General features: G+C 42.3%; 12 protein-coding genes. 6 read left to right on the forward strand and 6 right to left on the reverse strand.

Annotated features, from left to right (window positions below):
* The first annotated feature begins 21 nt into the window (after nucleotides 1-21).
* Both trpB and trpD read left to right on the forward strand, forming a co-directional pair.
* Entirely contained in the window at nucleotides 22-1251 is a 1230-nt protein-coding gene (gene trpB, locus RMY63_RS29980) for a tryptophan synthase subunit beta (protein ID WP_322732202.1), read from the forward strand.
* 232 nt (nucleotides 1252-1483) lie between these two features.
* Entirely contained in the window at nucleotides 1484-2575 is a 1092-nt protein-coding gene (gene trpD / locus RMY63_RS29985) for an anthranilate phosphoribosyltransferase (RefSeq protein WP_322732215.1), read from the forward strand.
* A 54-nt stretch (nucleotides 2576-2629) separates the two neighbouring features.
* Here the strand turns inward: trpD and RMY63_RS29990 are convergent, their stop codons facing one another.
* Nucleotides 2630-2794 carry a hypothetical protein gene (locus RMY63_RS29990; protein WP_322732203.1) on the reverse strand — a complete coding sequence of 55 codons (165 nt, stop codon included), beginning with the start codon at nucleotides 2792-2794 and terminating at the stop codon, nucleotides 2630-2632.
* Between the two features lie 58 nt (nucleotides 2795-2852).
* On the opposite strand from RMY63_RS29990, the gene aroF reads away from it, so the two are divergent.
* Nucleotides 2853-3953, forward strand: a complete 1101-nt coding sequence (aroF, locus tag RMY63_RS29995) for a 3-deoxy-7-phosphoheptulonate synthase (protein WP_322732204.1) — start codon at nucleotides 2853-2855, stop codon at nucleotides 3951-3953.
* Nucleotides 3954-4275: 322 nt separating this feature from the next.
* Here the strand turns inward: aroF and RMY63_RS30000 are convergent, their stop codons facing one another.
* Both RMY63_RS30000 and RMY63_RS30005 read right to left on the reverse strand, forming a co-directional pair.
* Complete coding sequence (locus RMY63_RS30000) at nucleotides 4276-4806, reverse strand: hypothetical protein (RefSeq protein ID WP_322732205.1); 531 nt, start codon at nucleotides 4804-4806, stop codon at nucleotides 4276-4278.
* A gap of 660 nt (nucleotides 4807-5466) precedes the next feature.
* Nucleotides 5467-6279 (reverse strand): SDR family oxidoreductase, encoded by an 813-nt coding sequence (locus tag RMY63_RS30005; protein WP_322732206.1) that lies wholly within the window; start codon nucleotides 6277-6279, stop codon nucleotides 5467-5469.
* Nucleotides 6280-6487: 208 nt separating this feature from the next.
* Between RMY63_RS30005 and RMY63_RS30010 the strand changes: the two genes are divergently transcribed.
* Nucleotides 6488-7465, forward strand: a complete 978-nt coding sequence (locus tag RMY63_RS30010; protein WP_322732207.1) for a threo-3-hydroxy-L-aspartate ammonia-lyase — start codon at nucleotides 6488-6490, stop codon at nucleotides 7463-7465.
* A 572-nt stretch (nucleotides 7466-8037) separates the two neighbouring features.
* On the opposite strand, the gene fdhD is transcribed toward RMY63_RS30010, so the two are convergent.
* Nucleotides 8038-8877, reverse strand: coding sequence for a formate dehydrogenase accessory sulfurtransferase FdhD (fdhD, locus tag RMY63_RS30015; protein ID WP_322732208.1), 840 nt, complete (start codon nucleotides 8875-8877; stop codon nucleotides 8038-8040).
* A 143-nt stretch (nucleotides 8878-9020) separates the two neighbouring features.
* On the opposite strand from fdhD, the gene RMY63_RS30020 reads away from it, so the two are divergent.
* Complete coding sequence (locus RMY63_RS30020) at nucleotides 9021-10202, forward strand: serine hydrolase domain-containing protein (protein ID WP_322732209.1); 1182 nt, start codon at nucleotides 9021-9023, stop codon at nucleotides 10200-10202.
* 280 nt (nucleotides 10203-10482) lie between these two features.
* Here the strand turns inward: RMY63_RS30020 and RMY63_RS30025 are convergent, their stop codons facing one another.
* A complete protein-coding gene (locus tag RMY63_RS30025; protein WP_322732210.1) occupies nucleotides 10483-11217 on the reverse strand; it encodes a Uma2 family endonuclease in 735 nt (244 codons plus the stop codon).
* Nucleotides 11218-11375: 158 nt separating this feature from the next.
* Nucleotides 11376-12095 (reverse strand): Uma2 family endonuclease, encoded by a 720-nt coding sequence (locus RMY63_RS30030; protein ID WP_322732211.1) that lies wholly within the window; start codon nucleotides 12093-12095, stop codon nucleotides 11376-11378.
* A gap of 361 nt (nucleotides 12096-12456) precedes the next feature.
* On the opposite strand from RMY63_RS30030, the gene RMY63_RS30035 reads away from it, so the two are divergent.
* On the forward strand, nucleotides 12457-12906 hold the full coding sequence (locus tag RMY63_RS30035; RefSeq protein ID WP_322732212.1) for an orange carotenoid protein N-terminal domain-containing protein: 450 nt from the start codon (nucleotides 12457-12459) through the stop codon (nucleotides 12904-12906).
* Nucleotides 12907-13205 lie beyond the last annotated feature (299 nt).

Genomic DNA, 13205 nt, shown 5'->3' on the forward strand with positions numbered 1-13205 from the left:
AACATGAAAGGATTTTAACCAGTGGTAAGCATACAAAACATCAAAACTGCAACTGTGCAACCAGATTCTTTGGGCAGGTTTGGAAAATTCGGCGGTAAATATGTCCCGGAAACCTTAATGCCTGCATTAAGTGAATTGGAAGCGGCGTATCACCAATATTGCAATGAGCCGAGTTTTCAAGCAGAACTGCAAAACTTAATGCGTGATTATGTCGGACGACCCAGCCCATTATATTTTGCTGAACGCCTGACAGCAAATTACGCTAGACCAGATGGCACGGGAGTGCAAATTTATTTAAAGCGCGAAGATTTAAATCATACAGGCGCTCACAAAATTAATAATGCTTTGGCTCAAGTTTTGCTAGCCAAGCGCATGGGTAAGCAAAGGATTATTGCCGAGACAGGTGCAGGTCAACATGGGGTAGCAACTGCAACTGTGTGTGCGCGATTTGGTTTGAAATGTGTAATTTACATGGGCGTCCAGGATATGGAACGCCAAGCCCTGAATGTGTTTCGCATGAAATTAATGGGTGCAGAAGTTCGTCCCGTAGAGGCAGGTACAGGAACTCTCAAGGATGCGACTTCTGAAGCAATTCGGGATTGGGTGACGAATGTAGAAACAACTCATTACATCCTGGGTTCGGTTGCTGGGCCTCATCCCTACCCGATGATTGTGCGTGACTTCCACGCAGTAATTGGTCTAGAAACTCGCGCTCAATGCCAAGAAAAATGGGGAGGACTACCAGATATTTTACTGGCTTGCGTGGGTGGAGGTTCCAACGCGATCGGACTTTTTCATGAGTTTGTGCCTGAATTTTCTGTACGCCTAATTGGAGTTGAGGCAGCCGGTGAAGGTGTCAATACTCAAAAACATGCTGCGACCTTGACAAAAGGAAAAATAGGTGTATTGCACGGTGCAATGAGCTATTTACTGCAAGATGATGACGGTCAAGTAATCGAAGCCCATTCAATTAGTGCCGGATTGGATTATCCCGGCGTTGGGCCAGAGCATAGTTATTTAAAGGATCTAAGTCGCGCCGAATATTACAGTGTTACCGATAAACAGGCTTTAGATGCATTTCAAAAGCTTTCGCAATTAGAGGGGATTATTCCAGCCTTAGAAACAGCTCATGCGATCGCATATCTAGAAACCCTTTGTCCTCAATTAACAGGCAATCTCCGTATCGTCATCAATTGTTCCGGCAGAGGTGACAAAGACGTGCAAACCGTCGCCAAAGTCCTAATTCCTTAATTTGTCATTTGTCATTTGTCATTTGTCCTTCGTAAATGGTCAATGACCAATACAACTTTTGGAGAGGCTGCGCCAACAGCTTCTCTACGAGGGGCTATTCGCGTTCTCTCAGTACAAGTGACCAATAACCAACGATAAATGACAAATGACCAATGACCAATGACCAATGACCAATAGACCAATGACAAATGACAAATGACCAATGACCAATGACCAATGACCAATGACCAATATGATAGCTGTAACTCAAACTCAACCTGAAAACATCTCCATCCCTCTTGAGTTCTACAACTGGCCAGCTTTATTACAACAGTTGCTAAATCGGCAATCCTTGACGGTTTCCCAAGCTGCGGATTTGATGCAAGGTTGGCTCACAGATGCCATTCCCGATGTCCTATCAGGAGCGATTTTAGCCGCAATTCAAGCCAAAGGTGTCTTTGCCGAAGAATTAGTCGGCATGGCCAGCGTCTTACAATCCCAATCCCCAATACCCAGTACCCAATTCCCAACCCCCCTAATTGACACCTGCGGAACTGGTGGAGATGGCGCTTCAACCTTTAATATTTCCACTGCTGTCGCCTTTGTGGCCGCTGCTGCTGGGGTAAAGGTTGCCAAACATGGCAATCGTTCGGCATCTAGCAAGACTGGTTCTGCTGATGTGTTGGAAGCTTTAGGTATAAATCTCAACGCCACTCCTGAAAAAGTACAAACCGCAGTTGGCGAAGTTGGAATCACCTTTTTGTTTGCTCCTGGCTGGCATCCGGCACTAAAAGCGATCGCTACTTTGCGAAAAACTTTGAAAGTGCGGACTGTTTTTAACTTGCTCGGCCCGCTAGTAAATCCGATGCGACCGACAGGGCAAATTATTGGTGTGAATGACCCGCTTTTACTAGAAGAGATTGTTCAAGCTTTATCCCAATTGGGATGTCAGCAAGCGATCGCCCTCCACGGACGGGAGCGTTTAGATGAAGCTGGTTTAGCAGATGTCACTGATTTAGCTGTACTTCAAGATAAAAAAGTGCGCTCTCTAACCCTCAATCCTCAAGAACTGGGTTTGAGTTTTGCACCCACTGCGGCGTTGTCCGGTGGAGATGTCCAAGAAAATGCCGAAATCTTGAAGGCAGTTTTGCAAGGTAAAGGCACGCAAGCGCAGCAGGATGTAGTCGCTTTAAATACAGCCTTAGCCCTGCAAGTTGGTGAAGCCATTCATGGAGAAACTGATATTTTAGCAGGTTGTGTTAAAGGTATTGCCCTTGCCAAGCAAATTCTGCAAAGCGGCGCAGCTTGGACAAAACTAGAACAACTTGCGGAATTTTTGCGTTAGACAAACCTCTCCTTATAGAAGCTACGGTGTACACGCAAGTCTTCTAAAGCTGCCCTACACCTTAACCTGCAATGCCAGTGCATCGACCCGCAATGTTAATGCATCGACCTGCAATGTTAATGCATCGACCCGCAATGTTAATGCATCGACCCGCAATGCCAATGCATCGACCCGCAATGCCAATGCATCGACCCGCAATGTTAATGCATCGACCCGCAATGTTAATGCATTGACCTGTAAAGATTAGCCCACCCAAACTATACACAAGGAAAAATAGATGATTATCATACTTAAGAGCGGTACGCCTGTTGAGGAAATTACTCGTATTAGCCAAGAACTGAGTAACACTTGGGGAGTCACAGTAGAAAAAAGTGTTGGCACTCATAAAGTTGTGCTGGGGCTAATTGGTGATACCACTAGCATCGATAAATTACAGGTTCAGGAGTTCAGCCCTTGGATTGAGCAAGTATTACGAGTGCAACAACCTTTCAAGCGGGTTAGTCGAGAATTTCGTCATGGAGAAGCTAGCGAGGTTGTTGTCCCGACACCTAATGGTCGTGTCCATTTTGGCGAACATCATCCGATTGTAGTGGTAGCTGGGCCTTGTTCTGTTGAAAATGAAGCGATGATTGTCGAAACGGCAAAGCGCGTGAAGGCAGCAGGGGCACAGTTTCTGCGTGGTGGAGCCTACAAACCCCGGACTTCACCCTATGCCTTTCAAGGTTATGGTGAAAGCGCTTTAGATTTGTTAGCAGCAGCGCGGGAAGCTACTGGTTTGGGTATTGTCACAGAACTGATGGATGCTGCCGATTTATCAGCAGTGGCGAGAGTCGCTGACATCATCCAAATCGGGGCGCGAAATATGCACAACTTTTCGCTGCTGAAAAAGGTAGGCGCTCAAGATAAACCTGTGCTACTGAAGCGGGGTATGTCTGCAACAATTGACGAGTGGCTGATGGCAGCAGAATATATTTTGGCATCTGGAAATCCTAATGTGATTCTTTGTGAGCGAGGAATTAGAACCTTTGATGGTAAATATGCTCGCAATACTTTAGATTTATCAGTGCTTCCGGTGTTGCGATCGCTTACCCATTTACCAATTATGATCGATCCCAGTCATGGTACGGGTAGGTCTGAATATGTTCCATCGATGGCAATGGCTGCGATCGCCGCTGGTACAGATGCCTTAATGATTGAAGTTCACCCCAATCCAGCTAAAGCTTTATCCGATGGCCCTCAATCTCTCACCCCTGAGAAATTTGACCGCTTGGTTGAAGAAATGTCAGTCCTGGGCAAAGTAGTTGATCGCTGGCCTACACCTGCATTTGATCGCATTAGTAAAAACCAAATTCTCCTCACACCAGAACTCTCAAAGTAGATAAGTAGGTAAGCAGGAATCAACCTCTTTCTTTGCGTCCTTCTCTAACGAGACACTGCGCGAACGCGTCCTTTGCGGTTCGTTAAAAAAATTGACTTTGACAAAGAGTTAAGCCTTAACTGAACCGTATTGGAATATAGGACTAGTATTTGATTTTTGAAAAGATACGTAGGGTGTGTTAGCGACAGCGTAACGCACCAAATCCTTACAAATGGTGCGTTACGGATTTCATCCTAACGCACCCTACAGTACTTAATTTTGTTCAGAAATCAAATATGATTCCTATATAACCCTGTACGTGTGCAGAGAGAAAGAGGTTTCTCTACACTAGGAAGACACCCCCAAGATCGTTCTCCCCTACGTAGTCTGTATTAAAGAAATTTATGTTATTGCTACTTCCAAAGTCTTGAATAATAACTTGAGACAAATTGCCCGCATATATTATCAGATCAGGAAATGAGGTTCCAACATTTGCAACAGATTTAGCCTCGAACTTTAACTCACTATCACCATTTATGACGATAGTTTCCGACGAGTTGTAGTCTGTTATTATGGCATCTGCAGCAGGATTGTTGTAGCAGTTAGCGTAACCGTCGCCAGCCACATATATATCAACTCCTCCGCCTCCTGTTAAAACATCTCTGTCCGTTGCTCCATAATTACCTATGCCTATTAGGATATCATTTCCATTACCACCAAGAAGCGTGTCGTTTCCCGCACCTCCTCGGATAAGGTCGCTAGAATTAGTACCTTGCAGACGATTATTGAACTGTGTGCCTGTTATGGCAGTATCGTATTGAAAGACTGCTAGAGGATCATTGGGATCAGAATAAGGAATTCGATAGTCAGCCATTTTACACCTCTTCAACAAAAGGGACTAAGCTAATCGTCATTCCAAATTCCGGCTTGAGCACCATAGGATTGGGGTTTAGCGCCCAGTTAATACAACTTGAAAACACATTAGCTTTATTTGTTAGGAAGTATAGTGAGAAACAAAATGCAGTTGAGCAAAACGCAACATAAATTTACTGCTCGGTTTCAGGAAACTTTCGCTGGTCTATACCTGCATTTGATAGCGTTGGTGAAAGCCACATTCTTTTCACACCAGAACTATCAAAGTAGATAGACCGTAATCTGAGACGATTTTTTGCAAACGGCTAAACCCGATCAACGGATTTTTTAGACGAAAGAATCTGTTGATCGGGTTTTCATAAACTACCCACGCTTTAATTAATAATACTCCGCCCGTCAACCGGGCGGATATATGACTAAGAGGATGTTTGAAAAGTCCTTAGTGATGTATCAAGTACTTTTAGATCCCCCTAAATCCCCCTTAAAAAGGGGGACTTTGATTCCGTTTCCCCCCTTTTTAAGGGGGGCTAGGGGGGATCAATAAGTGCCTAATATCACAGCCGACCACTTTTCAAACAACCTCTAAGCAATTGTGCTGGCTAAATTACATTTCTAAATCTAGCAACTTCCAAAATTCTCCCCTGCCTCCCCTGCCGCAAGACTACCTATTTTTTTTAAGTTCGTGCATACTTCTAACAACCTTTGTTACTAAATTTCTGGGCGTAAATCTGACGCTTTCACTCAATATCTTATTTCTCATCCCAGGAACAACAACAGTTTTGTTTTTCATTAAACTCTGATAACCAATTCTAGCGACGGTTTCCGTATCCATCATTCTGTTAACGCTAGCAATCTTTGAATCTTCCATTGCAGCATTTTGTTGGAAATCCGATGCTGTTGGGCCTGGACAAAGAACAGTCACGCTGACACCTGTGCCCTCTAATTCATTAGCGATCGCTTCTGAAAATGATAATACATAGGCTTTAGTAGCAAAATAAACTGCCATTAGAGGCCCTGGTTGAAAAGCAGCTGCTGAGGCCACATTTAATATTTTTCCATAGTTTTGCTCGACCATATCTTTGAGGAATAACTTAGTTAAATGAGTCAAGCTGACCATATTTACCTGTAGCATTTTCAATTCAATGCTGAGGTCTGTTTCATTAAATGCTCCATAAGTACCAAAGCCAGCATTGTTAACTAGCACATCAATCTTGATGGATGCTTGCTGTAGTTCTGTAAAAATTTCTTCTGGGGATGTGGGAATAGATAAATCCTTCACAAAAATTTTCACGGAAATGCCAAATTTTTGGGGAAATTCATCTAGAATTTCAGTAAGTTTTTGTTCATTCTTATCTACTAACACAAGATTATAGCTATGACGAGCAAAAATCTGGGTTAATTGATAGCCTATGCCACTAGCCGCCCCTGTAATTAGAGCAGTTTTTTTTTGCCGACTTTCAGATGTTTTATTCATGCTAGAAAAATGGCGAATGTGAATTAATTAATTTAAGTTTTATAAATTTAGCTACAGCAATATATAATATTTGCTGTAGCTATTTCTATGCAGACAATAAATGATGCTATCCACCTGAAACAAGTATGCTTCAATCAAGGATATTAAACGCAAATATAAAAAACTGTATCTATATAAACAACAGCAAGAATATTTAATAACCTCATCAATGCCACAGAATCATTCCGTTAATATAACTGACGTGCAAGCAGCACAAGAGCGAATTTTGGGGATTGCCCACCGCACACCCGTGCTGACTTCTAGAATCGTTAACGATCGCACCAATAGCCAAGTATTCTTTAAGTGCGAAAACTTTCAACGCACGGGGGCATTTAAATTTAGAGGTGCGTACAACGCCTTAGCCCAACTATCGGTAGCAGAAAAACAAACAGGCGTTCTCACCTATTCATCGGGAAATCATGCCCAAGCGATCGCTTTAGCTGGACAATTACTAAATATTCCCACCACTATTGTCATGCCTGATGATGCACCTGTTGTCAAACAAACTGCTACTCGTAGTTATGGTGCAGAGATAATTTTGTACAATCGCCAAGAAACAAACCGAGAAGAATTAGCTCAAAATTTAGCACGCGATCGCTCTTTGACACTCATTCCCCCTTACGATCATCCCCATGTAGTCGCCGGACAGGGAACAACTGCTTTAGAACTGATCCAAGAAGTTGGTGAATTGGACTTATTATTAGTTTGTTGTGGCGGTGGTGGATTACTTTCTGGGTGTGCGATCGCAGCCAAAGCACTTCTACCCAATTGTAAAGTAATCGGGGTAGAACCAGCACTTGCCGACGATGCTACCCGCTCTTTTCACACCAAAACGCTGCAAACTGTCAATAATCCTGATACCATCGCCGATGGTGCCAGGACTCCTAACCTTGGTCAAATTACTTTTCCCTTAGTGCTGCATTACGTCGATGATATGGTGACAGTATCGGAAGAGGCGATTCTTCGCACCATGTTTTTCTTGTGGGAACGTCTGAAAATTGTCGTTGAACCAACTGGAGTACTCGCCGCCGCTGCTTTACTCGAAGGTGTGGTGACAGCACCAGAGGCGAGAATTGGTGTGATCATCAGCGGTGGAAATGTAGATTTGGCACAAGTTGGTAAATTGTTTTCTGTGGGATTGGATTAAACCAATTCGCAATTCGCAATGACGCTCGTTCGCCCTTGGCGTCTCCCCTTGGGAGAAGACTCGCTAACGCTACGAAGAGAGCAATTCGCAATTACGTTTTGTAATGGGGATTTAGACCCCACCTAACATACTTACCGGTTATAGAACCGGGGGACTTAAACCCACCGAATTTGTTAAAAAGTTAAATTCCCAATAGATTAGGACTTACGCAAAACATAACGAAAGTAGCGGTAATTCATGAATTACCGCTACGCAATAAATTTTCTTGTAGTGTAAGCTCTCTAGCCCGCACCGGGCGGGCTAGACGCCATTGGTGTCAACTTCAGCTATAAATGGCTTATCTGTTGGCTTCGTCACCCGTCTTCTCATCAATTCCCAGGCTAATAGAAGACAGTCTACTTCAGTAGACTAAAAATTTTTGGTGATATCTAGTCATCTTGAGATGACTTTAGCTATTAGCAAGGAACTTCAGTTCCTTGCGGGACATCGGTTTACCAATGGCGAGACGCCCATTCCACAAGAGTAAAGCTAATGCACTACTTTAGTCTTGCCACACCACTACAAAAGTGTTCTTAAGCAGCGTTTATTCTTTGTAAACCAGTGTAAACATTGAACCGTTCTCCGCGCAGGAATCCAATTAAGGTAATCCCGAATTCCTTGGCGACAGATACCGCCAAACTACTGGGAGCGGAAACAGAACAAACAATAGGAACTCCAGCAGTTGTAGATTTTTGCAAAATCTCAAAACTAGAGCGTCCGCTAACCAGGACAATACAATTATTTAAAGGTAATTCGTCACTGAGCAAAGCTGTACCAATCAATTTATCCAATGCATTGTGTCGCCCAACATCCTCCCACAGATTTAACAGTTGTCCTTGAGCATCAAAGATAGCCGCAGCGTGCAAACCCCCTGTAGCAGTGAAAATACCTTGAGCAGCCCGGAGTTTATCTGGTAGGCTGTATACGATCTCAGGTTTTACCGTTGGCCCAGAAGAAATTACTGGACATCCCCGCAGACGCAAAGCCTCAAGGCTAGCTTTACCACACACTCCACAGGCGCTACTTGTGTAGAAATGACGCTCCAAAGGCTGTAAGTCTGGAATCAACCCATCCCGTAGTTCCACATTTACAATATTATGGCGCTGTTCACCATCTACTAATTCATCTACGCAGTAGCTGATACGTCGAATATCTTCTCTGCTATTAACGACTCCTTCACTGTAGAGGAAACCAGCAGCTAGTTCAAAATCTGCCCCTGGTGTCCGCATTGTTACAGCTACCGTCTTCTGGAAAGGAACAAGACGAATTTCTAAAGGTTCTTCGGTGGTAAGTTGGTCTAAACGAGTCCGTACTTGACCTTTTTCCACTAGCCAAACAGTGGCTTTGGTCTTACTTTTAGTTGGCATCCTCATATTTGTGAAAGTTGGTGAATTGAAATTTTGATACTAATCTGGAAACAAAGTAATGCTATTTATATGTCAGATGTCAGGTTGATGCTTACCAATTACTTTGTGCAGTTGAGCTAAATCGGCTATGTTTCTGTTTAGGAAGTAAAATGAACCTAAAACTTTTGGCTTTCAGCAAAATTTTATTTGCAGTAGTCTTTGTGATTTCCCTTGGTTTTACAGGATATTTAGTGGCTAATAACATTAGTCACAGAGTAATTGAAAAATCTCTTGCTAAACAAGTGATATCTACCTCCACCGTAGGAAAAAGTTCTCAACTACAGAAACTTTTAAATGAAATAATTGTAGAACAGAACATTCCTGGTGCAGTTATGTATATTACTACACCTAAAGGTTCTTGGCTGGGAGCATCTGGTGTGAGTAACTTGTCAAGTAAAACCCGGATGAAAGCCACAGATGGTTTTTCTATTGCCAGTATGAGTAAAACTTTTATGGCGGTGGTTGTGCTGAAATTAGTGGAACAAGGGAAGATAGAATTAGATCGAGCGATCGCAACCTATTTACCAAGAGATATTAGTCCTCATATTGTCAACAGCGACAAAATTACAGTTCGTCAACTCCTCAACCACACCAGTGGTGTTGCTGAATATCTAGAAACAAAAGAGTTTATTCAAGCTACGAAAAAAAGAAGTCGCTCACAGCCTTGGACAGCCAGAGAAGCTATTCAGTATATGTATCAAGAGCAACCGCAGGCAAATCCCGGAGAAAAATTTATTTATACTGATTGCAACTATATTCTTTTGGAACTGATTGTTGAAAATATCACTAGGGGAACTCTCGCCCAAGCAATTCGCAGTCAGATTTTAAAACCATTAGGATTAAAACATACCTTCACAGAATTGCGCGAACCGACAATTGGAGAAGTCGCTACAGGTTATGGCGATCGCAATAAAGATGGTAAGCTAGATAGCTACGCCGAAGTCAATGATGGTAATGGTTTGGGAGATGGTGGATTGGTTTCAACAGCAGAGGATTTAGCCAAGTTCGCCAAAGCGTTATTTGTCAAAAAAACCTTACTTTCCTCAAAGATGATAAAAGAAATGCTGAAATTTAAAGATAATGGCGCAGACTATAGCTATGGCTTGGGTGTAGAACGGTTTTCATCTCCTTTAGCAAAAGCAATTGGACATAGTGGTACAGCTTATGGCTTTGTAACATTGCTTGCATATTTACCCAATGAAAAAACTACTATAGTAGTGCTGTTAAACAATCAGAATGTTGATATTAAATCAGTAGCTAGGACAGGTCTAGAAGTTGTCGAGAATAAATGATTCTAATTTGTAATTATGCTTATAGGGCTGGCATTTTAATAATTTTGGGACTTACGCACAGGTAACGGAAAATCGAACCACAGAGGCACAGAGAAGCCAGTGCCTTGGGCGGGTTCCCCGACTTGTTCCTTGCGCGTCTCCCCTTCTCCCAAAGGGAGAGGCTAGCGCCAAGGGAGAAGCAACTGGCGCGAAACGGAGTAATAAGAGTTTGAGAGGTATTTTGCGTAAGTCCTGAATTTAAAATTCAAAATTCACGCATTAAAGACATTTTCAGATTAATTTACGAGAAATTTTCTGGGTCAATATTCAGTTCTCGCAATTTGGCTGCTAGGCGTTCAGCGCGTTGTCGTTCTTGTTCAGCGCGTTGTCGTTCTTGTTCAGCGCGTTGTCGTTCTTGTTCAGCACGTTGTCGTTCTTGTTCGGCGGCTTCTTCAGGTGTGGGAATTAGATTTCCTTCCGCAGTCAAATAGCGCAATTTATGTTCATAAACACCTAAGTACAAATTTAATTGCTGACTCCACAGCCATCCTTGAGGATTAGGTTCTATCGGTTCATAAGTGCCGCCAATCAAGATAAAGCCAGCAAATTCTAAATTATTGGGATCGAACCAAAAATATTCTGGTGTGCGAAAGATATCTTGAAAAATTTGTTTTTTCAAACCCTTGTCAATTGCCGCTGTAGAATCCGAGAGAAACTCTACAATTATGTTGGGATATTTCCCGTCTTCTTCCCAAACAACCCAACTTTTACGAACTTTGCGTTCACATCCCAGCACTACAAAAAAATCGGGACCCCGGAATTCTTCTGATCTCCGCTGGCGTTGACTGTAGTAAATTGTTAGATTACCCGCAGCGTAAAAGTCATTGCGATTTCGCCACCACAATTCCAAAGATTGTAATAGCAGAATTATTTGGCGTAGATGTAATTCACTTTCCAAAGGTGGTTCGTCACTATATAAATCCCCTAGAGGAAATATTACATCATTTGGGAATTCAAAATTTTTGGCGGCGGACATGGCTGCAAGTTTTAGGGTGATATGGGTGATAAAAACTTACCGTAGCAGTAGTTTGAGTTTTAACATCTAGGTTTGTTTTTCCAGACACACGATCGCATTATAATCAGGAACTCCTTCAAGCGATCGGCTACATGATTTTTAAAGCAAATTTACATACTTTAAATCGTATCTGGGTCAATACCCAATTCTCGCAGTTTTGCTGCTAGGCGTTCAGCACGTTGCTTTTCTTGTTCAGCACGTTGTCTTTGTTGTTGGGCGTGTTCCGCTTCCCACTGGGCAATTTCTTCTGGTGTGGGCATTAACTGTGCTTCTGCATTGAAATAGCGTAATTGATTTTTATGAACGCCCAAGTACAAACTTAGCTGCTGACTCCACAACAATCCTTGTGGGTTGGGTTCTATAGGTTGATACATACCACCCACCAAAATAAACCCAGCAAATTCTAGATTCTTGGGGTCAAACCAGAAATATTCAGGAGTGCGAAAGATATCTTGATAAATTTGTTTTTTTAAGCCCTTGTCAATCGCTGCGGTTGACTTTGAAAGCAGTTCTATAATCAAATTCGGATATTTGCCGTCTTCTTCCCAAACAACCCAACTATCACGGGGTTTGCGTTCAGTATTTAAAACGACAAAGAAATCTGGCCCCCGAAAGTCTTCGGATTTACGCTGGCGTGGACTGTAATGAATGCTAATATTCCCCGCAGCAAAGTAGTCATTAAAGCGATTGTGGTCTCGCCACCACCAATCAAGACATTTTATTAATAGCAGCATTTGCTGCAAATGTAGATACGTTTCCAATGGTGGTTCGTTACTTTGTAAATCCCCTGGTGGAAATATAACATCTTCTGGGGTTTCAAAATCTTTGGCAACAGACATGGCTGCAAGTTTTGGAGTGATGTTAACTTGAACGTCGCAGTCGGAAAGCGTTAATATTAAGTTTGCTTTTCTAAGCGTACTATTGCATTATAATCAGGAACCCCTTCAAGCGATCGCTTCCTGTCACAGACGCTACTTTAAGTTTTAACATTTATCTTTGCTTTTCATACATCGAAGCAGGCATTTTTGTAACTAGCAATTTCAGTTATCTATATCTGTCTTATGTAATAAGTCCTATACCTACCCTAAGTAGGGTTATCTATCTGTATTTGTTCGTTAAGTTGTATGAAGCACTGAAAGCAAATTTGCTCAGTAAGTAACTGAGGAAATCAGAATACCCTTAACTTAGTTGGAGTTTTTTATGACTTACACAGTTGATGAAGCAACAAAACCGGCTTTAGAAAATTTTAAACGCTTTGATGTAGACACTCAGCTAGGCTTACTTTGGTTCGGTTATTTGGATCTTAAAGAGCAGCTACAGCCTGCACCTCCTGAAAGGATAGAAGTTCCTGCTAAAGCAGTGTTTGACAGATTTCTGGACTTGTCTAAAGAAGAGCAACTGCAAGCACAACGCGATATTATTAATGGTGCAGCTAACGAGATAAGCCAAGCCTATAATGCTCTAAGTGCCAATTCCAGATTAGACGTTTGGCTGCTGCTGGCACAAGGAATGGACAATGGAACCATCATTCAAGTTCCGTCTGACTATCAACTACCTGGTGAAACGGATGAATTTGTCGCATTGATCAAAAATCTAGAATTTGAGCAACGGATTAATTTCATGCTAACTGTGGTGCAAGCAATGGGTTAGTTAAATCCAAAAACTTTCAATAGCTTTCTAGAATTGGGGATAACTCAAAATATGCAAATTAAGCTAGATTTGGCTGTTTTTGTTCTACTTTAATAGTGGTTAACTTAGAACTACCGCACAGATGCTGATCTTTGCGGTAGTCTTGATGCGAGTTATATCATTTTTGCTTGATTATACCAATTCAATTAATGATTGCAATACATCCTTGGGTAAAGACGCGATGAATCGCGTCTCTACAAATGGTCTATTAGACCTATCCGAAATATAAATACGGCATAAAAAAGTGGTAGAAGAATAAA

Source organism: Nostoc sp. ChiQUE01b (assembly GCF_034531255.1).
In the GTDB taxonomy this organism is placed as follows: domain Bacteria; phylum Cyanobacteriota; class Cyanobacteriia; order Cyanobacteriales; family Nostocaceae; genus Nostoc.